Origin of the sequence: Salmonella sp. K21076 (assembly GCF_039650795.1) — a bacterium.
GTDB lineage: Bacteria > Pseudomonadota > Gammaproteobacteria > Enterobacterales > Enterobacteriaceae > Salmonella > Salmonella enterica.
This window is the reverse complement of the sequence record NZ_JBCLYA010000050.1, coordinates 247,887-269,623: the sequence shown is the minus strand read 5'-3', so window position 1 is coordinate 269,623 and position 21,737 is coordinate 247,887. Positions and strand designations below refer to the sequence as shown.

Sequence of the window (21,737 nt, the reverse complement as noted above, 5' to 3'; positions counted from 1 at the left end):
CATAGGCCTGGTAAGCGCTACGCCATCAGGCAAAAGTGTGAACATCTCATCCGGCCTACGGTCGTCTGTAGGCCGACTGTTCACCACTACGCCCTTAAAACGTTTCCCAATTATCGCTGCCGTCGGCCACAGCGGCCTTTGGTGACGACACGGCTGCCGGGGTTTTTACCGCTGCCACTTCACGCGCACGCTGCTGTTGCTGGTGAATACGGAACACCGCGACGGCCTGGGTCAGACGGCTGGCTTGCTCTTCCAGCGCCGCAGCCGCGGCGGCGGACTCTTCCACCAGCGAGGCGTTCTGCTGCGTTACGCGATCCATCTCCGCTACCGCCAGGCCCACCTGGTCGATACCACGGCTTTGCTCGTCAGACGCCGAGGCAATCTCGCCCATAATGTCGGTCACGCGGGTAACTGCATTGACGATCTCATCCATGGTTTCACCGGCGCTTTCGACCAGCGTCGAACCTACATCAACACGGCTCACGGAATCCTCAATCAGACTCTTGATCTCCCGTGCCGCCTGCGCGCTACGCTGGGCCAGATTACGGACTTCACCGGCCACCACCGCGAACCCGCGTCCCTGCTCGCCTGCGCGCGCCGCTTCTACCGCCGCATTCAGCGCCAGAATATTGGTCTGGAAAGCAATACCGTCGATTACGCTGATAATATCGGCGATTTTCTGCGAACTGGAGGCGATATCGCGCATTGTTTGTACGACGTTATCCACTACTTTGCCGCCTTTTTGCGCTGTCTCTGACGCACTCAGCGCCAGATGGCTGGCCTGACGGGCGTTTTCGGCGTTCTGTTTCACGGTGGCGGTCAGTTGTTCCATACTGGCGGCGGTCTCTTCCAGAGACGCTGCCTGCTGCTCAGTACGGGAAGAGAGATCGTTGTTGCCCATCGCAATCTCGCTGGCGCCGCTATAGATTGCATTCGCGCCGTTACGTACATCGCCAACGGTACGCATCAGTTCACTTTGCATATGACGCAGGTTTTCAGCCAACTGCCCCATTTCGTTGGAGCCTTCCACGTCGATACGCTTCACCAGATCGCCGCTGGCGATATGACGAATGCTTTCAATCAGACGATTCATCGGGGCGATAAGCGACAGTTTGATGCCGAACCAGACGGCGATAATGACCACCAGAACGGCAATCAGCACACTGACCAGTACCCACATCGCCTGGTTGTAGGAACTGTTGTTATCCTCAACAGCAATATCGTACAGACGATCGTTTTGCTGCATATAGGCCATGTACTGCTTCTCAAAAGCGTCCTGATAGCTTTGAGTCGGTTGATCAAAAACTCGTTAATCTTACCCGCGCCAAGAAGCTGAATAAGCTCCGCCAACGCGTCGTGGTAGATATCATAGGTTCGTTTGATCTCAAGGAAAGCCGCCTCACTCTGACGTGGATCGCGCGGTAACGCCTCATACTGCGCCCAGTTTTTTTCGGTCAGCTTCAGCGTATTGGTCGCCCCCTGCATCAGTTCAGCGACAGTTGCGCCGCTGCCAATATTGCTCTGGTCCATCATCCAGCGGATACCCGCGCGATTCAGGGTATTACGCGTTTGCAACAGTTCCACCCAGATTGCATTCAGGGCAGACTGCTGCTGACGAATGGTTTGCAATACGGTGAAGTTTTCTTTGTCATTCTTCAGCGAGTTGAAGAACAGCCCGCCGGATGTCAGTTGTAAAAGGCCAAATAGCGCCAATACCAGCAGTAAGCTGGTAACAATTTTAATTCGCTTTAACATGTTTTCTCTTTCCGCTAGACAGATACAGAATTTTCGGCCTGGAAAGGGAAAACTTTATGGGATGCGCGCCATTAATATCACGATTAGCTCAGTGAAGTCGTTATGACGCCCCGCGCAACAAGGATCGTCCCATTTTATATCGTGATCTCAATCACATAAAATAGCCCACGCCCTCCTCCGCGAAACCGCTTACCGGTACGTCCGACCGCTTAAACCGCCATACAACCACTCACTGATTTACCTAACTTTACGCGCGCGATGATCTGGCAAGATCCTCTCAGCATAGCAGTCAATCTACCTCCTCAAACACGAACTCAATGTCCACCCAGCTTCGGCTGATAATTAAACTTACAACCAGGTTTTACTATGGATACGAAAAAGATATTCAAGCACATACCCCAGGTGATTCTCGGAATCATCGGTGCTTTCTGCCTCTCGGTCGTTGCCCTACGTCGGGGTGAACACGTGAGCGCCCTGTGGATCGTGGTCGCTTCCGTTTCCGTCTATCTGGTGGCTTACCGCTACTACAGCCTGTACATCGCCCAGAAGGTCATGAAACTCGACCCGACGCGCGCGACGCCGGCGGTTATCAATAACGACGGCCTGAACTACGTGCCGACTAACCGCTACGTGCTGTTTGGTCACCACTTCGCCGCCATCGCCGGCGCAGGTCCGCTGGTCGGGCCGGTATTGGCCGCGCAGATGGGCTATCTGCCGGGGACACTGTGGCTGCTGGCGGGCGTAGTGCTCGCGGGCGCAGTGCAGGACTTTATGGTGCTGTTCATCTCTTCCCGCCGTAACGGCGCCTCTCTTGGCGAGATGATCAAAGAAGAGATGGGGACCGTTCCAGGCACCATCGCGCTATTCGGCTGCTTCTTAATCATGATCATCATCCTCGCGGTGCTGGCATTAATTGTGGTTAAAGCGCTGGCCGAAAGCCCGTGGGGCGTCTTCACTGTCTGCTCAACGGTGCCGATTGCGCTGTTTATGGGCATCTACATGCGCTTCCTGCGTCCGGGACGCGTAGGCGAAGTCTCCGTTATTGGTATCGTGCTGCTGGTGGCGTCTATTTACTTCGGCGGCGTAATTGCCCACGACCCGTACTGGGGCCCGGCGCTGACCTTTAAAGACACCACCATTACCTTCGCGCTGATCGGCTACGCCTTTGTTTCCGCGCTGCTGCCGGTATGGCTGATCCTCGCCCCGCGCGACTATCTCGCTACCTTCCTGAAAATCGGCGTGATCGTCGGTCTGGCGCTGGGGATTGTGATCCTCAACCCGGAACTGAAAATGCCAGCATTGACGCAGTATGTCGACGGTACCGGCCCGCTGTGGAAAGGCGCTCTGTTCCCGTTCCTGTTCATCACCATCGCCTGTGGCGCCGTCTCTGGCTTCCACGCGCTCATCTCTTCCGGCACCACACCGAAACTGCTGGCCTGTGAGACCGATGCGCGTTTTATCGGCTACGGCGCGATGCTGATGGAGTCCTTTGTTGCGGTGATGGCGCTGGTGGCGGCCTCGATCATTGAACCGGGTCTCTACTTCGCGATGAACACCCCGCCGGCAGGTCTGGGCATTACCATGCCAAACCTGCACGAGATGGGCGGCGAGAACGCGCCGCTGATTATGGCGCAGTTGAAAGACGTTACTGCACATGCAGCGGCGACCGTCAGCTCCTGGGGCTTTGTGATTTCCCCGGAACAAATCCTGCAAACTGCGAAAGATATCGGTGAACCGTCAGTATTGAACCGCGCAGGCGGCGCGCCAACGCTGGCAGTAGGTATCGCGCACGTGTTCCACAAAGTCCTGCCGATGGCGGATATGGGCTTCTGGTATCACTTCGGTATTCTGTTCGAAGCACTGTTTATCCTGACCGCACTGGATGCGGGTACCCGTTCCGGCCGCTTTATGTTGCAGGATTTGCTGGGTAACTTCGTCCCGTTCCTGAAAAAAACCGATTCTCTGGTCGCGGGTATCATCGGTACCGCAGGCTGCGTCGGTTTGTGGGGCTATCTGCTGTATCAGGGTGTGGTCGACCCGCTGGGCGGCGTGAAGAGCCTGTGGCCGCTCTTCGGTATCTCTAACCAGATGCTGGCCGCCGTGGCGCTGGTGTTGAGCACCGTGGTACTGATCAAAATGCAGCGCACCAAGTACATCTGGGTGACGGTAATCCCGGCGGTATGGCTGCTGATCTGCACCACCTGGGCACTGGGCCTGAAACTGTTCAGCGCCAACCCACAGATGGAAGGTTTCTTCTACATGGCAAACCTGTATAAAGAGAAGATTGCCAACGGCACCAACCTGACCGCGCAGCAGATTGCCAATATGAACCATATCGTGGTGAACAACTACACTAACGCTGGTTTGAGTATTCTGTTCCTGGTGGTGGTGTACAGTATTATCTTCTACGGTTTCACCACCTGGATGAAGGTACGCAACAGCGATAAACGTACCGATAAAGAAACCCCGTATGTGCCCGTGCCGGAAGGCGGCGTGAAGATCTCTTCACACCACTAAAACTGATGCCGGGTAGCGCACAGCGATCCCGGCTAGTGTAGGCCGGATAAGGCGCAAGCCGCCATCCGGCTTTATTCATTAACAGGACGGCAGAATGTTTGATACTTTAGGTCAGGCAAAAAAATATCTCGGCCAGGCGGCAAAAATGTTGATTGGTATTCCGGACTACGACAACTATGTCGAGCACATGAAAACCAACCATCCCGACAAGCCGTACATGACCTATGAAGAGTTCTTCCGCGAACGTCAGCAAGCACGTTACGGCGGCGATGGCAAAGGCGGTATGCGCTGTTGTTAATGGAGAGACTATGACCCCGATTGCAGTTACCCTACTTACCGGTTTTCTTGGTGCCGGCAAAACCACCCTACTACGCCATATCCTCAACGAACAACATGGTTTTAAAATCGCCGTTATCGAAAACGAATTTGGCGAAGTCTCCGTTGACGATCAACTGATTGGCGATCGCGCCACACAGATCAAAACCCTGACTAACGGCTGCATCTGCTGTACCCGCTCCAACGAGCTGGAAGATGCGCTATTAGACCTGCTCGACAGCCGCGACCGCGGCGATATTGCTTTCGACCGCCTGGTGATTGAATGCACCGGCATGGCCGACCCCGGCCCGATTATTCAGACCTTTTTCTACCATGACGTATTATGCGAACGCTACCTGTTAGACGGCGTGATTGCGCTGGTCGACGCGGTGCACGCTAACGAGCAGATGAACCAGTTCACCATCGCCCAGTCGCAGATAGGCTACGCCGACCGTATCCTGCTGACCAAAACCGACGTGGCAGGCGACAGCGAGAAACTGCGCGAGCGGCTGGCGCGTATCAACGCCCGCGCCCCGGTTTACACCGTGGTACACGGCGATATTGACCTGAGTCAGTTGTTTAATACCAGCGGCTTTATGCTGGAAGAGAACGTGCTGGCAAGCCAACCGCGTTTCCACTTTATTGCCGATAAACAGAACGATGTGTCGTCAATTGTGGTGGAACTGGATTACCCGGTGGATATCAGCGAGGTTTCGCGGGTGATGGAAAACCTGCTGCTGGAATCAGCGGATAAACTGCTGCGTTACAAAGGGATGCTGTGGATCGACGGCGAACCCAACCGCCTGCTGTTCCAGGGCGTGCAGCGTCTCTACAGCGCCGACTGGGACAGACCGTGGGGCGACGAAACGCCGCATAGCACGCTAGTGTTTATCGGGATCCAGTTGCCGGAAGACGAGATCAGAGCGGCGTTTGCGGGGTTAAGGAAGTAACCATTAAGCGCTTATCTGGCCTGGCGGGAATTTGTAGGCCGGATAAGGCGCAGCCGCCATCCGGCATCTTCTGGCTATTTCTTATTTTGCTCGCGCAGCATCGCTTCGCGCAGAATGGCATTCAGCCGCGTCTGGTAGCCTTTTCCTGGCCGTTTCAGCCATTCCATAACGTCGGCGTCAATACGCACCGAGGCCTGAGTTTTTAACGGGCGAAAAAACTTACCACGCACTGCTTCAGACCACTGTCCATCCTCCGAAGCGGGAATGTCGCTGTAATCAATCTCATCATCTGATTTTTTCGCCAGCGCCTTCAGTTCAGCCTCATGCTGAGCACTCAGCGCGGATGCGTTGCCGCGTTTATGTTTAACCATGCTCATAACGATTCCTCTCTTTTCTGTCTGCCTTACGAGCGCTGATGATACGGATAACTTCAAAACCACTTTCGAACCGAACGCTATGAGCAACCAGAATGACCACAATGCCATGAACAAGGCCGAGGGTCTGCCAACGATATTCTCCATTCTCATAACGCTCCTGACGTGACAGGTGTCGGGGATCGTCAAACACCAGTACCGCATCCTCAAAGCGGACACCGTGCTTCCTCAGGTTGCTTTTAGCCTTGTTCGCATCCCATTCAAACTCCATCGGCATGTGTTTTCCCTAATTGTATATACAAAAATGTATATACAATTATCTTACGATTATACCTGGATTGTTGGAAATAGCTTCACAATTTGCGTATTCGAGATAAAAGAAAATTGACCAGAAGAGTAGGCCGCAGAAGGCATGGGTTTAGGCTGATACGCAGCCATAGAAAGTCACGTGATTTCTGGGCGAGAGGAAACACAGGTGCCCACAACGTGGTCCATCTCAATTACCCGTAATCAGGTTCCAGCGTTACCACTACTCAAAGTAATCCATATCGAGCTTTGGCAACTTGAGTAAACGTGAGGATACGCCAATATCATTATCAATCATCAGATGCACCAGCCTGTCGCCATCCACCAGCACCAGACCTTCAACTTTGTTAGCATAGTCTCTGGCATGCGCCGTAAAGCCTGAGGTGGTAATAAAGACGCCACGTTTCACTTTTTGCTCAGGCAATGCACCATAAAAGCCCCTGACTTCAGCGCTCCCGACGGTGCCTTTCCAGCGTTTGGCCTGAACGTAGACTTTTTCCAGCCCGAGCTTATCGAGAGAGATAATACCGTCAATGCCGCCATCGCCGGTTCCCCCGACGCGCTGCAAATCACCGCGATGACCGCCATATCCCAGGCGGTGCAACACATCTAACACAATCACTTCAAAACGCGCCGGCGAAACCTGAAGCAGGTTCTCCAGCAATTCTTCGGCAACAGATTCACGAATCTCATTGAGCGCTTGCTCCAGGCGATCGTCCGGGCTGCTTCTGGCAAGCTCATCATCCTCAATCGATTCTGGCTGTGGATCTAACGCCACCGCATCTGCCGGCTTACTGAGCTTTACGCCGTTAAAATCACAAGCAAAATGACTCACTTCCTGCTCGGTCATCGGCTGCGGATGCGAGGCAACCCAGCTCATTCCCGCTGGTGTTAAACACCATTTTCCCCGGGATAGGCTCTGCGATAACCCGGCGCGTTTGAGACGATCGTGCGCCCAACCGGTGCGGTTCTGGTACGTCAGTTGTCCACTGGTAATCACCTCTGCACGCTGCTGCTCATTTAACCCAAGCATTTCGGCTGCAGCTTCACGCACTTCTCTGACCAAAGCGCCCTCGGGTCGAGTGGCCAGAAAACGCAACACTGGTTCAATAAATTTGTCATATGTTGGAACAGCCATAAATCCATCCCTGCTATTGATATAGATTAGATACCCCGCCGGAGAACGATACTCTTCAGGAAAACATTAGGAAAGAAGCAGTTACTCTCTGATTGTTCGTTGATCACACACAATATGAAGTCTACCATGGGTCTGTTATTTTCCCTTTACGGCACAAGGTAATAACGTCTTCCCGCTCAGGAACCGGATAGATAAAAATGAACAAATCTAACTTCGACTTTCTCAAAGGCGTCAACGACTTCATTTACGCCATCGCCTGCGCGGCGGAAAACAACTATCCGGACGATCCTAATACCACTCTGATAAAAATGCGCATGTTTGGCGAAGCCACCGCGAAACATCTCGGCCAGTTGCTGGATATACCCGTCTGCGAAAACCAACATGACCTGCTACGCGAACTGGGCAAGATTGCGTTTATTGATGACAGCATCCTTTCTGTTTTCCATAAGCTGCGCCGTATCGGTAACCTGGCCGTCCACGAATTTCATAACGATCTGGACGATGCCCAGATGTGCCTGCGGCTCGGGTTCCGCCTCAGCGTCTGGTACTACCGACTGGTAACCAAAGATTACGATTTCCCGGTGCCGATGTTTGTTCTGCCAGAACACGGCGAGAATCTTTATCACCAGGAAGTGCTGACGCTGAAACAACAGTTGGAACGTCAGGCGCAAGAGAAAGTACAAAGTCAGGCCGAACTGGAAGCTCAGCAGCAAAGACTGGTTGCGCTCAACGGCTACATTGCCATCCTTGAGGGCAAACAGCAGGAAACCGAAGCCCAGACCAAAGCACGTCTGGCCGCGCTGGAGGCACAGCTTGCGGCAAAAGATGCCGAACTGGCGAAGCAAACCGAACAGGAACGTAAGGCCTATCACAAAGAGATCACCGATCAGGCTATCAAGCGCACGCTGAATCTCAGCGAAGAAGAGAGCCGCTTCCTGATCGACGCCCAGTTGCGCAAAGCGGGCTGGCAGGCCGACAGTAAAACGCTGCGCTTTGCCAAAGGCGCTCGCCCGGAACCCGGCGTCAATAAAGCGATTGCCGAATGGCCAACGGGTACAGATGAAACGGGAAAAACAGGCTTTGCCGATTACGTATTGTTCGTTGGCCTGAAGCCCATCGCCGTCGTTGAAGCGAAACGCAAAAATACCGATGTCTTCAGCAAGCTCAACGAGTCTTACCGCTACAGTAAATACTTCGATAACGGATTTTTACGCGACACGCTGCTGGAGCACTACGCTCCCGACGAAGTGCATGACGCCGTGCCAGAGTATGAAATCAGCTGGCAGGACACCAGCGGCAAACAGCGCTTTAAAATCCCCTTCTGCTACTCCACCAACGGGCGCGAATACCGCGCAGCGATGAAGACCAAAAGCGGTATCTGGTATCGCGATGTCCGACACACCACCAATATGTCAAAAGCGCTGCCGGAATGGCATCGCCCGGAAGAGCTGCTGGATATGCTGGGCAGCGACCCGCAGAAACAAAACCAGTGGTTTGCTGAAAACCCCGGAATGAGCGAACTCGGCCTGCGCTATTACCAGGAGGATGCCGTCCGCGCGGTGGAAAAGGCTATCGTTAACGGCCAGCAAGAGATCCTGCTGGCGATGGCGACCGGTACCGGTAAAACCCGTACCGCCATCGCCCTGATGTTCCGCCTGATCCAGTCGCAGCGTTTCAAACGCGTTCTTTTCCTGGTCGACCGTCGCTCGCTTGGCGAACAGGCGCTGGGGTCGTTTGAAGACACGCGCATTAACGGCGACACCTTTAACAGCATTTTTGATATCAAAGGGTTGACCGACAAATTCCCGGAAGACAGCACCAAAATTCACGTCGCCACGGTGCAGTCACTGGTCAAGCGTACGCTGCAATCCGATGAGCCAATGCCGGTTGGCCGCTACGACTGTATCGTCGTCGATGAAGCACACCGCGGCTACATTCTCGATAAAGAGCAAACCGAGGGCGAGCTGCAGTTCCGCAGCCAGCTGGATTACGTTTCCGCCTACCGTCGCATTCTCGACCATTTCGATGCGGTAAAAATCGCCCTGACCGCCACGCCAGCGCTGCATACAGTGGAGATTTTCGGCGAACCGGTTTACCGCTACACCTACCGTACGGCGGTGATCGACGGTTACCTGATCGATCAGGATCCCCCTATTCAGATCGTCACCCGCAACGCGCAGGATGGGGTCTATCTTTCCGAGGGTGAACAGGTGGAGCGCCTGAACCCACAGGGCGAGCTGATCAACGACACGCTGGCCGACGATCAGGATTTTGAGGTCGCCGACTTTAACCGTGGCCTGGTGATCCCGGCGTTTAACCGCGCGGTATGCGGCGAGCTCACCAAATACCTGGATCCCATCGGGCAACAAAAAACGCTGGTGTTCTGCGTCACCAACGCCCATGCCGACATGGTGGTTGACGAACTGCGTACCGCGTTTAAGAAAAAGTATCCGCAGCTTGAGCACGACGCGATCATCAAGATCACCGGTGATGCCGATAAAGACGCGAAGAAAGTGCAAAGCATGATCGTCCGTTTCAACAAAGAGCGGTTGCCCAATATCGTGGTCACCGTCGATCTGCTGACCACCGGTGTGGATATTCCGTCTATCTGTAATATTGTGTTCCTGCGCAAAGTCAAAAGCCGCATTCTCTACGAGCAGATGAAGGGCCGTGCCACGCGTTTGTGCCCGTCGGTAGGGAAAACCAGCTTTAAGATTTACGACTGCGTGGATATCTACAGTTCGCTGGAAAGCGTCGACACCATGCGCCCGGTGGTTGTGCGTCCGCAGGTGGAGCTGCAAACGCTGGTCAACGAAATTACCGACTCAGAAACCTACAAAACCATTGAAGCGGATGGCCGCAGTTTTGCCGAACACAGCCATGAACAGCTGGTCGCTAAGCTGCAGCGGATTATCGGTCTTGCCACCTATAACCGTGACCACAGCGAAACGGTGGATAAGCAAGTACGTCGTCTGGACGAACTGTGCCTGGATGCCGCGGGCGTTAACTTTGGTGGTCTGGCTTCGCGCCTGCGGGAAAAAGGGCCGCACTGGAGCGCCGAGATTTTCAATAAGCTTCCTGGTTTTATCGCCCGCCTCGAAAGGCTGAAAACCGATATCAACGCCCTGCGCGATGCGCCGATCTTCCTCGATATTGACGATGAGGTGGTGAGCGTCAAATCGCTGTACGGCGACTACGATACGCCGCAGGACTTTCTCGAAGCGTTCGATGCGCTGGTGCAACACGCCCCTAACGCCCAGCCGGCGCTGCAGGCGGTGATCAATCGTCCGCGTGACCTCACCCGTAAAGGGCTGGTGGAATTGCAGGAGTGGTTTGACCGCCAGCATTTTGAAGAGTCCTCTCTGCGCAGCGCGTGGAAAGAAACACGCAATGAAGATATTGCCGCCCGCCTGATCGGCCATATCCGCCGTGCGGCGGTGGGCGATGCGCTCAAACCGTTCGACGAGCGTGTCGATCACGCGCTGGCGCGTATCAAAGGCGAGAACGACTGGAGCCCTGAGCAGCTAAGCTGGCTCGACCGTTTAGCGCAGGCGCTGAAAGAGAAAGTGGTGCTCGACGACGACGTCTTCAAAACCGGCAATTTCCACCGTCGCGGCGGTAAGTCCATGTTACAGCGCACCTTTGACGACAACCTCGACAGCGTGCTGGATAAGTTCAGCGATTATATCTGGGACGAGCTGGCTTAAGAGGGTATCATCCCCGTTTTCGCCGGATGGCGGCGATGCCTTATCCGGCCTACACGTAACCCTGTAGGCCTGATAAGCGAAGCGCCATCAGGCATCTGAAATGCTCAATCACTTTTGCGACCCACAATGGTGGTCGCCATGTCAAATGGGATCTTCAATGAACAATAACGATCTGGTCGCCAAGCTGTGGAAACTGTGCGACAACCTGCGCGACGGCGGCGTCTCCTATCAAAACTACGCCAATGAACTCGCCTCGCTGCTGTTTTTGAAAATGTGCAAAGAGACCGGTCAGGAAGCGGACTACCTGCCGGAAGGCTACCGCTGGGATGACCTGAAATCGCGCATTGACCAGGAGCAGTTGCAGTTTTACCGTAAAATGCTGGTGCATCTGGGGGAAGATAAGAAAAAACTGGTGCAGGCGGTATTTCATAATGTGTGTACAACCATCACTGAACCCAAACAGATAACAGAATTAGTCAGCAACATGGATTCGCTGGACTGGTACAGCGGTACACGCGGCAAGTCCCGCGACGACTTCGGCGATATGTACGAAGGGCTGCTGCAGAAGAACGCTAACGAAACCAAATCCGGCGCGGGCCAGTACTTCACCCCGCGTCCGCTGATCAAAACCATTATTCATCTGCTGAAGCCGCAGCCGCGTGAGGTGGTGCAGGACCCGGCTGCCGGGACCGCAGGTTTTTTGATTGAAGCCGACCGTTACGTGAAGTCGCAGACCAACGATCTGGATGACCTTGATGGCGACACCCAGGATTTCCAGATCCACCGCGCGTTTATCGGCCTCGAGCTGGTGCCCGGCACCCGTCGTCTGGCGCTGATGAACTGTCTGCTGCACGATATTGAAGGCAACCTCGACCACGGCGGCGCCATCCGTCTGGGCAACACGCTGGGCAGCGACGGCGAGAATTTACCGCAGGCCGATATTGTCGCCACCAACCCGCCGTTTGGCAGCGCCGCGGGCACCAACATTACCCGCACCTTCGTGCACCCGACCAGCAACAAACAGCTTTGCTTTATGCAGCATATTATCGAAACCCTGCGCCCCGGCGGCCGTGCGGCAGTGGTGGTGCCGGATAACGTACTATTTGATCGAGTTGGATTGGAAATTCGTCGAGATTTAATGGACAAATGCCATCTGCACACCATCCTGCGTCTGCCGACCGGCATCTTTTACGCCCAGGGCGTCAAAACCAACGTGCTGTTCTTTACCAAAGGTACGGTAGCCAATCCGACTCAGGATAAGGACTGTACCGATGACGTGTGGGTGTACGACCTGCGCACCAATATGCCGAGATTTGGTAAGCGTACACCGTTTACTGAGCAATACCTGCAGCCGTTTGAAACCGTCTATGGTGAGGATCCGCACGGCTTAAGCCCACGAGCCGAAGGTGAGTGGAGTTTTAACGCTGAAGAGACGGAAGTTGCTGACAGCGAAGAGAACAAAAACACCGATCAGCACCAGGCCACCAGCCGCTGGCGCAAGTTCAGCCGCGAGTGGATCCGCACGGCAAAATCCGATTCGCTGGATATCTCCTAGCTGAAGGATAAGGACAGCATCGACGCCGACAGCCTGCCGGAACCGGACGTGTTAGCCGCAGAAGCGATGGGCGAGCTGGTGCAGGCGCTGGGCGAGCTGGATGCACTGATGCGAGAGCTGGGCGCGGGCGATGAGGCGGATGCGCAGCGCCAGTTGCTGGAAGAAGCGTTTGGGGGGGAGAAGGAATGAGTGGGGGGAAATTGCCGGAGGGGTGGGTGACAACCCATCTTTCAGAAATATGCAGTAAGCCTCAATATGGCTACACAACTAAGTCAAGCTCTATGGGGGATGTAAAATTTTTAAGAACAACCGATATTACAAAAGGAGCGGTTGACTGGTCCAGTGTACCTTATTGCATGGATGCCCCGGAAGATGTTTCAAAATACCAATTACAGGACAGAGATATTGTGATATCTCGAGCCGGTTCGGTTGGGTTTAGTTTTTTGGTACAAAACCCTCCAAGCCAAGTTGTTTTTGCTTCATACCTTATTCGATTTAAACCAGTTAATTATTTTTCAGAATATTACTTAAAACGTTTTTTAGAGTCGAGTGACTATTGGAATCAGCTGTCTTTAATGTCAGCAGGGAATGCTGTACAAAATGTTAATGCTCAAAAGTTATCAACACTTACAGTACCAATACCACCTATAGCCGAACAAAAAATCATCGCCGAAAAACTCGATACGCTGCTGGCACAGGTAGACAGCACCAAAGCACGTCTTGAGCAAATCCCACAAATCCTGAAACGTTTTCGTCAGGCGGTGCTAGCTGCTGCGGTAAGCGGGTTGTTAATTGGTTCAAATAAAAGAAACCACCATCCATTATGTAGTGAATGGCAATGGCCAGACCTACCATCAACTTGGAGTGTTCATAAATACTCTGAACTTGTTGATAGCAGACTAGGTAAAATGCTTGATAAAGCTAAAAATTTTGGCTCTGCAACAAAATATCTTGGAAATATAAATGTTCGCTGGTTTAGTTTTGATTTAGAAAACCTTCAAGATATACTAATTTCAGATATAGAGCGCAGAGAATTATCACTCAAGCTTGGCGATGTTTTAATATGTGAAGGTGGTGAACCTGGTCGATGTGCTATATGGAGTGAACCTCAGGACATACCTGTTATTTTCCAAAAAGCATTACATCGAGCACGGGTAAAAGACAAAATCATCCCCGAATGGTTAGTTTATAATTTGAAAAATGATTCAAATAACATTAGCTTATCTCAGCTCTTTACAGGAACTACAATTAAACACCTTACAGGAAAAGCACTAGCAAATTATCCCATCAGAGTTCCTCCATTAGAAGAACAACACGAAATCGTCCGCCGCGTCGAACAACTCTTCGCCTGGGCCGACACCATTGAAAAGCAGGTTAACAACGCCCTGAACCGCGTCAACAGCCTCACCCAGTCAATCCTGGCAAAGGCCTTCCGCGGCGAGCTTACCGCCCAGTGGCGTGCGGAAAACCCAAGTCTTATCAGCGGTGAAAACAGCGCCGCCGCCCTGCTGGAAAAAATCAAGGCCGAACGCGCCGCCAGCGGTGGTAAAAAAACCTCGCGTAAAAAAGCCTGACGCTTATTTTCCTGCGCACCTTCCCGGTGCGCTTTTTATTATTCCCCCGCATTCATAACCATCAAAAATATATCCAGTTTCTTCCTGAACATTCCCATTACAGTCTATTTTCAGCTGGACTTTTCTTTTATTTACTGATGTTATATACAGGTATTTAGCGCGATATGGCCGTGCGGGAACACGGCCATATCGCTCATCACAATCACTATTCCAGGAGAATAGCCATCATGACTACCGTCCATTCTATTGCAGATCCGTGCGATCCAGAAGTATCCCCAACAAATAACCGTCACCTTACCGTGAGTTATGCGAGTCGTTATCCGGATTATACCCGCATTCCCGCCCTCACCATGAAGGGCCAGTGGCTGGAAGCCGCCGGTTTCGCCACCGGTACCGAGGTGGATGTGAGGGTGATGAACGGCTGTATTGTGCTCACGGCACAGCAGCCGCAACCAGAAGAAAGCGAGTTGATGCAGTCGCTGCGCCAGGCGTGCAAGCTGTCGGCGCGTAAGCAAAAGCAGGTGCAGGCGTTTATCAGCGTGATGGCAGGTTCTAAGTAAACGCATAAAATAAGCTGGCAAAGAACCCTTGCCAGCTTTAATTATAATTCATATCAATGAGTGAAGGAAAACCATGCGGCTAAAAGTAAAAGAAAACATTACGCTTTGGAGAAATGAAGGCTTAATTGCTTATGTCGCCCTTGGATTTCTATGTACTTTTTTTATGGAGGTCAACGCTCTATTGCCATACTATCTTCAGCAAAGTATATTTTTCGAAACGCTGATGAGCTACATGGCCTTCAATACGTTATTTTCGCTTGCTTTATCTGAGATTTTTTTTGCGATGTTGGTAGTTATTTGTCATAACACTAAACTGGAAAGGCTCACAAATAGTATTTTGCAAGAGTTGCACAAAAGAATTATGCAAGGTTCTTTCATTATATCCTTCTTATGCTTCGGAATATTTCTATTTTGTGTGATGGCATTCTGTATTGGTTCGCTAACAACAAATAATAATTACTATGGGAAACATGTCATAAATTTTGCTTACCCATTTGTTTTATTTCTATCTTTTCCTTATCTTATACATAAGGGTATAACAATCCTGTGTACTATATTAAAAGCATTTCCCAAAGGCAAAATTCATGCAGCAATAATAATATTATTGATAATTGCAGCCGCGATTATTATCCCTGGCATATTTAACAAAAAAGAAAAAATGACTATAACCATTGATAAGGAAAAATATCATGCAATTGAGCAAAAAACCAAAATAAAACCAGAAAAATACATTGAGAAAAAGATTAATGATATTAATATAAATGATATAAAATAGTGAGCACGCATAACATAAGGGCATAGTAATATATCATAAAATCCTTTACTTACTATTGCCCTTGAATAGATTCACTATTCCACATCCTTCCTTTCCAACCCAATATCCCTTAACTGCTCGTCACTCATTCGTCGCAGCGCCTGACAGGCCCGCTTACGCAGCCACCACCTTTTTAGCGCCCGTCTGAGCTGCACATAGCCAATGAATGGTTGTCTGGGGCGGTTCTCGTAAAATTCCATACCAGCCTCCGCATAGAACAGAAAATGCGGGCATCATGAATGTCTGTACAAACAATACCGGGATAAAAAGCACGGTTAGTGCAACGTGGATAAATAAGGAGGGCGATTGAGGGTGTTTTGTTCGTTTATTTCGTTCTGATTTAAGATCTGCGTCCTTCGCTGCAAAAAAGCCAGGCCCCTCCCGTTTTCAGAGGGGCAACAGGGATTAGCGGCGTACCACTACCAGCTTCTGGTTCACAAACTCCTTAATCCCCAGATCCGATAGCTCGCGTCCGAAGCCCGAACGCTTAACGCCGCCGAACGGCAGCTCCGCTGCGGTGTCGGTCAGCCAGTTGATATAAACCATCCCGGTTTCAATCCGGGAGGCACATGCGTTTAGCGCGCTCAATATCCTGACTAAACACCGCGCCGCCAAGGCCGTAGTGGGAATCGTTGGCGAGTTTTACCGCCTCATCATCGTCTTTCACCACATACATCTGCGCCACCGGGCCGAAGAACTCTTCAAAGTACGCCGGGTTGTCACGCGTAATGTGGGTCAGAATGGTCGGCTCAAAGAAGTTGCCTTTGCTTTCCAGCGGCTTGCCGCCAACGTGCAGCGTCGCGCCATTTTTCACCGCTTCCTCGACCTGTCTGGTCAATGTTTCCAGCGCATCTTTCGACGACAGCGGCCCCAGTTCGGTAGAAGCGTCCATCTGATCCCCCACCTTCACCTTCCTGAACGCCTCGGTGAACTGGCTGAGGAATTGATCGGCGATTTTCTCATGCAGGATAAAGCGCTTCGCCGCCGTACATACCTGCCCCGCATTAGTGAGCCGTGCCTGCACGCCAATTTTCACCGCTTTCTCAAGATCGGCATTGTCCAGCACGACGAACACATCGTTCCCGCCCAGTTCCAGCGTCGATTTTTTAATGTGCTTCGCCGCCTGTGCCGCCACGGCGCTCCCCGCTTTTTCAGATCCGGTCAGCGCCGCGCCCTGCACGCGCGGGTCGGCGATGATATTCGCCACCTGATCGGAGGAAATAAACAGGTTGGTCCATGCGCCATCCGGCGCGCCGGCTTCACGCACCAGATGGGCAAATGTCTCGGCGCAGTGCGGTACGATGCTGGCATGTTTCGCCAGCACCGGGTTACCAGCGGCCAGGTTCGGCGCCAGCACACGCATCAACTGATAGTACGGGAAGTTCCACGGCTCAACAGCCATGATGACGCCAATCGGATGATGTTCTACCCACGCGTCGCCAAACTCGGTTTTATAAGGCACCGGGACAAGAAACTGCTTCGCGTTATCCGCATAATAGCGAGCGATCTGCGCACAGAGTTTGACTTCGCCACGGCTTTGCTCGATGAGCTTGCCCATCTCCTGGCTGGCGATTTTTGCCAGTTCTTCAACACGGCTGTCGATCAAGTCAGCCAGCTTATGCAGTACCGGCAAACGTTGGTCAATCTCTCCCCTGGACCAGTCGGAGTGATAGAGCGCGTCAGCTTTTTGCAGCGCGGCTTCAATATCCGCGTCCGTGTGCGGGGGATACTCTTTAATGAGCTGATTATTGGCAGGATTCACTGTCTGGTAAGCCATATCACATGTCTCCTTGTTATCGTCATTAAGGCAGCCGGAAATGCCGCTCAGAACAATAAGGGTAGTAGAGATGGCTGGCGCTATCGGTAAAGTTCGGTATATTCGTACGGTTATCAACGATAATTATAGAGCGCGTTGCCCGGTGGGCACCGGGCCTGCAACATTCAGACTGGAGCCGCGTTAGTGACTAACATCCTGAAGCTCTTCAGCCGTAAGGCCGGTGAACCGCTGGACAGTCTCGCGGTCAAGTCCGTCCGCCAGCATCTGTCTGGCGATACGCAATGCGGCAACATGCTGACCTTTTTCCAGCCCTTTTTCTAATCCTTCTGCTAATCCTTCCTCCAGACCGAGCTGTCTTCCTTGCCGTTCCCCTTTTCTGCGATCCGCTGCGCGGATCCTCTCTATCAGCGTCATCAGTCTCTCCTTAGTGTGCGGGACATGCCCTACCACATCACGAATAAACGTGGTGAAACGAGGCGTATGTCCGTGCTGAATCATAAGATAATTAAACAGCGCTTTAAGCTGCCTGTCATTAGCGCAACCAGTAACTAACAGCGAAGCAATCCGTTCAACCAGTCCCAGCAGGTCGCGCTGGCGGATATGTTTTTGGATGAGCTCCAGCAGCGCAATGCGGCGGTGCTGCATAATGTCATCATCCGATACCACCGTAATGTCGACCAGCGGAAAGGCAGCGGCATAGAGTCTTCTTGCCACTTCCGGGTTCGCAAACTCATCCAGCCAGCACAGCGAAAAAGGATACGGGCTATCAACACCGTGATAAAACAGCATCGGCACCACCAGCGGAAGATGCTTATGCCCCGCATCCAGATGCTGTTGTATTGCCGCCATCGCATACCGCATCAGCCGAAACGCCATATGCGCATCCGGCGTGCTCTGATGTTCAATCACGACATAGATATAACCGTCGCCCTCGCGCGTTTTCAGCGACCAAAGCACATCGGAATAATAGGCTCGCAGATTTTTTTCAATAAAGCTGCCGGGCTCCAGCTTTAGCGTCCGCAGATCGCAAAGCTGGCGTAACGACACCGGCAGATGAATCTCCATAAAATCGCGGGCGGTTTCCGGGTGGCGCAAAAAGGTTTTAAACACCGCATCATGCGGTGTTGAGGTCGTCGATTTTTTCATGGCGCTCCGTCACCCAAAACCAGGATGCTGCGACTCTACCTCCTGAAAATTCCTTTCTCATCCGTACCTTTTCAGCATTGCGAGGCGCGACGAAAGATAAATCCTGTTATCTGTAATGCACATGCATTTTCGGAACTGAACACGCAAAATACCAGCCTGCGCGCCCTGCCTTTATCTTTATTAACCAGACAAACTCTTTTGATTAACATCAAAATTTAATTACACTTAATGTGTATATTTTCCGTGCAACGTAAATTTCCCGAGGTGTGATGTGCTGATTGTTATCTGTAATCGCCACACGTTCTGACGAGATTCAGAACGCGTCTCTTCCTGTCTGTGTTTTCACCGGCAGCGTTTTTGATTACATGAAATTCAGTACATCCGCAGCCGCTGTTTCCATCGCCTGCCTGACGTCACGATGACGGTATTGAGTTTCGCTGTCCCATCATGGGGTTCTCCGACATGGAGCGCATTTTTTATGCAACGGATTATTCAGTTTTTCTCCCAACGCGCCACAACGTTATTTTTCCCGATGGCGCTGATTTTGTACGATTTTGCCGCCTATCTGACGACGGATCTGATTCAGCCTGGCATCATTAACGTCGTGCGCGATTTTAATGCTGACGTCAGTCTTGCGCCGGCCTCGGTCAGTCTCTATCTGGCGGGAGGAATGGCGTTGCAATGGCTTCTGGGGCCGCTATCCGACAGGATTGGCCGCCGGCCAGTGCTGATTGCAGGCGCATTAATTTTTACTCTCGCCTGCGCGGCTACGCTGTTGACGACCTCAATGACGCAGTTTCTGGTTGCCCGTTTTGTGCAGGGCACCAGCATTTGCTTTATCGCAACGGTCGGCTACGTCACGGTACAGGAGGCTTTCGGTCAAACCAAAGCCATTAAGCTGATGGCGATTATTACCTCCATTGTGCTGGTCGCTCCGGTTATCGGCCCGCTCTCCGGCGCCGCGCTGATGCACTTCGTTCACTGGAAGGTACTGTTCGGTATTATTGCGGTGATGGGACTGTTGGCGTTGTGCGGCCTGCTGCTGGCGATGCCAGAAACGGTGCAACGCGGCGCGGTGCCGTTCAGCGCGGTGAGCGTACTGCGCGATTTTCGTAATGTGTTTCGCAACCCGATTTTTCTCACCGGGGCGGCGACGCTGTCGTTGAGCTACATCCCGATGATGAGCTGGGTGGCGGTGTCGCCGGTGATCCTGATCGATGCCGGCGGGATGAGTACTTCGCAATTCGCCTGGGCGCAGGTGCCAGTATTCGGCGCGGTGATCGTGGCCAATATGATCGTTGTGCGCCTGGTGAAAGATCCAACCCGACCGCGTTTTATCTGGCGCGCCGTACCAATCCAGTTAAGCGGGCTGGCGACATTGCTTCTCGGTAATCTTCTTCTGCCGCACGTCTGGCTTTGGTCTGTGCTGGGCACCAGCCTGTACGCGTTCGGCATTGGAATGATTTTCCCGACGCTGTTTCGCTTCACGCTTTTCTCCAACAACTTGCCAAAAGGGACGGTTTCGGCCTCGCTGAACATGGTGATTCTGACGGTGATGGCGGTGTCGGTCGAAGTTGGCCGCTGGCTGTGGTTTCACGGCGGGAGACTGCCGTTTCACCTGCTGGCAGCGGTGGCCGGGGTGATTGTGGTCTTCACCCTGGCGACATTATTACAGCGCGTGCGCCAGCATGAGGCGGCAGAACTGGCCGCTGAGAAGTAAACACTCTGCCGGATAGAGGCTTATCCGGCACAGGATCATCTGATATTTTTTGCACGTTCCTGCCGTCTGGCTCTATCCTTAACCCTATGAATAAAATCGCCGAACTCAAACGCGCCAAACGCCTGGCGCTCTCACTGTTGCTGATAGCCGCCGCGACGTTTGTGACCACGCTTTTCCTGCCGCCCAGTTTTTGGGTGCTGAGCGTAAAAGCTATTGCCGAAGCGGCGATGGTTGGCGCGCTGGCGGACTGGTTTGCCGTGGTGGCGCTGTTTCGCCGCATTCCCATTCCGTTTATTTCACGACATACGGCGATTATTCCCCGTAACAAAGACCGAATCGGCGAAAATCTTGGGCAATTTGTACAGGAGAAGTTCCTTGATACGCAGTCGCTGATCGCGCTAATCCGCCGCCATGAACCCGCGCTGCTTATTGGAAACTGGTTCAGCCAGCCGGACAACGCCAGCCGGGTCGGGCAGCATCTGCTGCAAATTATGAGCGGCTTTCTGGAACTAACCGATGACGCCCGTATTCAGCGGCTGCTCAAGCGAGCGGTACATAAGGCGATTGATAAAGTGGATCTTTCCGGCACCAGCGCCCTGATGCTGGAAAGCATGACCAAAAACGATCGTCACCAGGTGTTACTCGATACGCTGATCGCCCAGCTTATCGCCCTGTTACAACGTGACAGCTCCCGAACATTTATCGCCAGACAGATCATACGCTGGCTGGAAACCGAGCATCCGTTAAAAGCGAAGATTCTGCCGACCGAATGGCTGGGAGAACACAGCGCTGAACTGGTCTCCGACGCGGTGAATTCTCTGCTGGATGATATCAGTCACGACCGCGCACATCAGATTCGTCATGCCTTCGATCGTGCGACGTATAAGCTGATCGATAAGCTTAAACATGATCCGGAAATGGCTGCCCGGGCAGAAAATATTAAAAGTTATCTGAAGGAAGATGAGGCGTTTAACCGCTATCTCGGCGAGATCTGGGCGGATCTGCGCCAGTGGTTAAAAACAGATATCAACGCCGAAGACTCAAAGGTGAAGCAGCGCATCGCTCATGCCGGACAATGGTTTGGCGAGACGCTGATCGCCGACGACGCATTACGCGCCTCGCTTAACGGTCATCTGGAACAGGCCGCGCACCGCGTCGCGCCGGAATTCGCCGCCTTCCTGACGCGCCACATCAGCGATACCGTAAAAGGCTGGGATGCGCGCGATATGTCGCAGCAGATTGAGCTTAATATCGGTAAAGATTTGCAGTTTATCCGCGTGAACGGCACGCTGGTCGGCGGCGCTATTGGTCTGGTGTTATATTTACTGTCGCAAATACCGGCACTGCTCAGTATCTAAGAAGGGGAAGGCGCAATTCTCATTCAGATTAACTGCCAAACCCCGCACGTGGGAGGCATTAATTTAATGCCATTTCCCACCGATGCCCCTCTTCTCAATCCGTTATTCGCCTGCGCTTCACTTTCTTTTCTTGCAAATTTGAAACATTAATTTTACTTTTTATTATCATTT

The 21,737-nt window shown here is 52.6% G+C and carries 15 protein-coding genes and 3 pseudogenes; 11 read left to right on the top strand and 7 right to left on the bottom strand.

What is annotated here, in order from left to right:
- Positions 1 to 94: 94 nt before the first annotated feature.
- Positions 95 to 1,755, bottom strand: a pseudogene (tsr, locus tag AAYN39_RS20185) (methyl-accepting chemotaxis protein).
- Between the two features lie 366 nt (positions 1,756 to 2,121).
- Between tsr and btsT the strand changes: the two are divergent.
- The 3 genes from btsT (at position 2,122) to yjiA (ending at position 5,537) form a co-directional block, all read left to right on the top strand.
- Entirely contained in the window at positions 2,122 to 4,272 is a 2,151-nt protein-coding gene (gene btsT, locus AAYN39_RS20180; protein ID WP_000379910.1) for a pyruvate/proton symporter BtsT, read from the top strand.
- Positions 4,273 to 4,366: 94 nt separating this feature from the next.
- Positions 4,367 to 4,570, top strand: a complete 204-nt coding sequence (locus tag AAYN39_RS20175; protein ID WP_000460616.1) for a YbdD/YjiX family protein — start codon at positions 4,367 to 4,369, stop codon at positions 4,568 to 4,570.
- A 10-nt stretch (positions 4,571 to 4,580) separates the two neighbouring features.
- A complete protein-coding gene (gene yjiA / locus AAYN39_RS20170; RefSeq protein ID WP_000187846.1) occupies positions 4,581 to 5,537 on the top strand; it encodes a GTPase in 957 nt (318 codons plus the stop codon).
- Positions 5,538 to 5,611: 74 nt separating this feature from the next.
- Here the strand turns inward: yjiA and AAYN39_RS20165 are convergent, their stop codons facing one another.
- The 3 genes from AAYN39_RS20165 to AAYN39_RS20155 all read right to left on the bottom strand — a co-directional run bounded on the left by AAYN39_RS20165 (position 5,612) and on the right by AAYN39_RS20155 (position 7,355).
- Positions 5,612 to 5,914: a BrnA antitoxin family protein gene (locus AAYN39_RS20165; protein WP_000063142.1), complete on the bottom strand. Its 303-nt coding sequence runs from the start codon at positions 5,912 to 5,914 to the stop codon at positions 5,612 to 5,614.
- Entirely contained in the window at positions 5,901 to 6,188 is a 288-nt protein-coding gene (locus AAYN39_RS20160) for a BrnT family toxin (RefSeq protein WP_001131963.1), read from the bottom strand. Before AAYN39_RS20160 ends, AAYN39_RS20165 begins: the two co-directional genes overlap by 14 nt.
- Before the next feature lie 252 nt (positions 6,189 to 6,440).
- A complete protein-coding gene (locus tag AAYN39_RS20155; protein ID WP_000290515.1) occupies positions 6,441 to 7,355 on the bottom strand; it encodes a restriction endonuclease in 915 nt (304 codons plus the stop codon).
- A 197-nt stretch (positions 7,356 to 7,552) separates the two neighbouring features.
- On the opposite strand from AAYN39_RS20155, the gene hsdR reads away from it, so the two are divergent.
- The 5 genes and pseudogenes from hsdR to AAYN39_RS20130 all read left to right on the top strand — a co-directional run bounded on the left by hsdR (position 7,553) and on the right by AAYN39_RS20130 (position 15,526).
- A complete protein-coding gene (gene hsdR, locus AAYN39_RS20150) occupies positions 7,553 to 11,062 on the top strand; it encodes a type I restriction-modification system endonuclease (protein ID WP_001043493.1) in 3,510 nt (1,169 codons plus the stop codon).
- Positions 11,063 to 11,219: 157 nt separating this feature from the next.
- A pseudogene (locus AAYN39_RS20145) lies at positions 11,220 to 12,806 on the top strand (N-6 DNA methylase).
- A complete protein-coding gene (gene hsdS / locus AAYN39_RS20140) occupies positions 12,803 to 14,191 on the top strand; it encodes a type I restriction-modification system specificity subunit (RefSeq protein ID WP_000014003.1) in 1,389 nt (462 codons plus the stop codon). Before AAYN39_RS20145 ends, hsdS begins: the two are co-directional and overlap by 4 nt.
- Positions 14,192 to 14,418: 227 nt before the next feature.
- On the top strand, positions 14,419 to 14,751 hold the full coding sequence (gene symE, locus AAYN39_RS20135; protein WP_001681523.1) for an endoribonuclease SymE: 333 nt from the start codon (positions 14,419 to 14,421) through the stop codon (positions 14,749 to 14,751).
- A 73-nt stretch (positions 14,752 to 14,824) separates the two neighbouring features.
- The gene (locus AAYN39_RS20130; protein WP_001237613.1) at positions 14,825 to 15,526 is read left to right on the top strand and encodes a hypothetical protein; all 702 of its coding nucleotides are present in this window, start codon (positions 14,825 to 14,827) and stop codon (positions 15,524 to 15,526) included.
- A 74-nt stretch (positions 15,527 to 15,600) separates the two neighbouring features.
- On the opposite strand, the gene yjiS is transcribed toward AAYN39_RS20130, so the two are convergent.
- Positions 15,601 to 15,765, bottom strand: coding sequence for a DUF1127 domain-containing protein YjiS (gene yjiS / locus AAYN39_RS20125; RefSeq protein ID WP_000397918.1), 165 nt, complete (start codon positions 15,763 to 15,765; stop codon positions 15,601 to 15,603).
- On the opposite strand from yjiS, the gene AAYN39_RS20120 reads away from it, so the two are divergent.
- The gene (locus AAYN39_RS20120) at positions 15,732 to 15,875 is read left to right on the top strand and encodes a hypothetical protein (protein ID WP_010989318.1); all 144 of its coding nucleotides are present in this window, start codon (positions 15,732 to 15,734) and stop codon (positions 15,873 to 15,875) included. The genes yjiS and AAYN39_RS20120 overlap by 34 nt on opposite strands.
- A 95-nt stretch (positions 15,876 to 15,970) precedes the next feature.
- Here the strand turns inward: AAYN39_RS20120 and AAYN39_RS20115 are convergent.
- Together AAYN39_RS20115 and AAYN39_RS20110 are read right to left on the bottom strand one after the other, a co-directional pair.
- A pseudogene (locus AAYN39_RS20115) lies at positions 15,971 to 17,342 on the bottom strand (NAD-dependent succinate-semialdehyde dehydrogenase).
- Between the two features lie 180 nt (positions 17,343 to 17,522).
- On the bottom strand, positions 17,523 to 18,488 hold the full coding sequence (locus AAYN39_RS20110; protein WP_000749985.1) for an Rpn family recombination-promoting nuclease/putative transposase: 966 nt from the start codon (positions 18,486 to 18,488) through the stop codon (positions 17,523 to 17,525).
- 478 nt (positions 18,489 to 18,966) lie between these two features.
- Between AAYN39_RS20110 and mdtM the strand changes: the two genes are divergently transcribed.
- Both mdtM and AAYN39_RS20100 read left to right on the top strand, forming a co-directional pair.
- Complete coding sequence (gene mdtM, locus AAYN39_RS20105) at positions 18,967 to 20,208, top strand: multidrug efflux MFS transporter MdtM (RefSeq protein WP_001188918.1); 1,242 nt, start codon at positions 18,967 to 18,969, stop codon at positions 20,206 to 20,208.
- Between the two features lie 86 nt (positions 20,209 to 20,294).
- Complete coding sequence (locus AAYN39_RS20100) at positions 20,295 to 21,566, top strand: DUF445 domain-containing protein (protein WP_001033044.1); 1,272 nt, start codon at positions 20,295 to 20,297, stop codon at positions 21,564 to 21,566.
- Positions 21,567 to 21,737 lie beyond the last annotated feature (171 nt).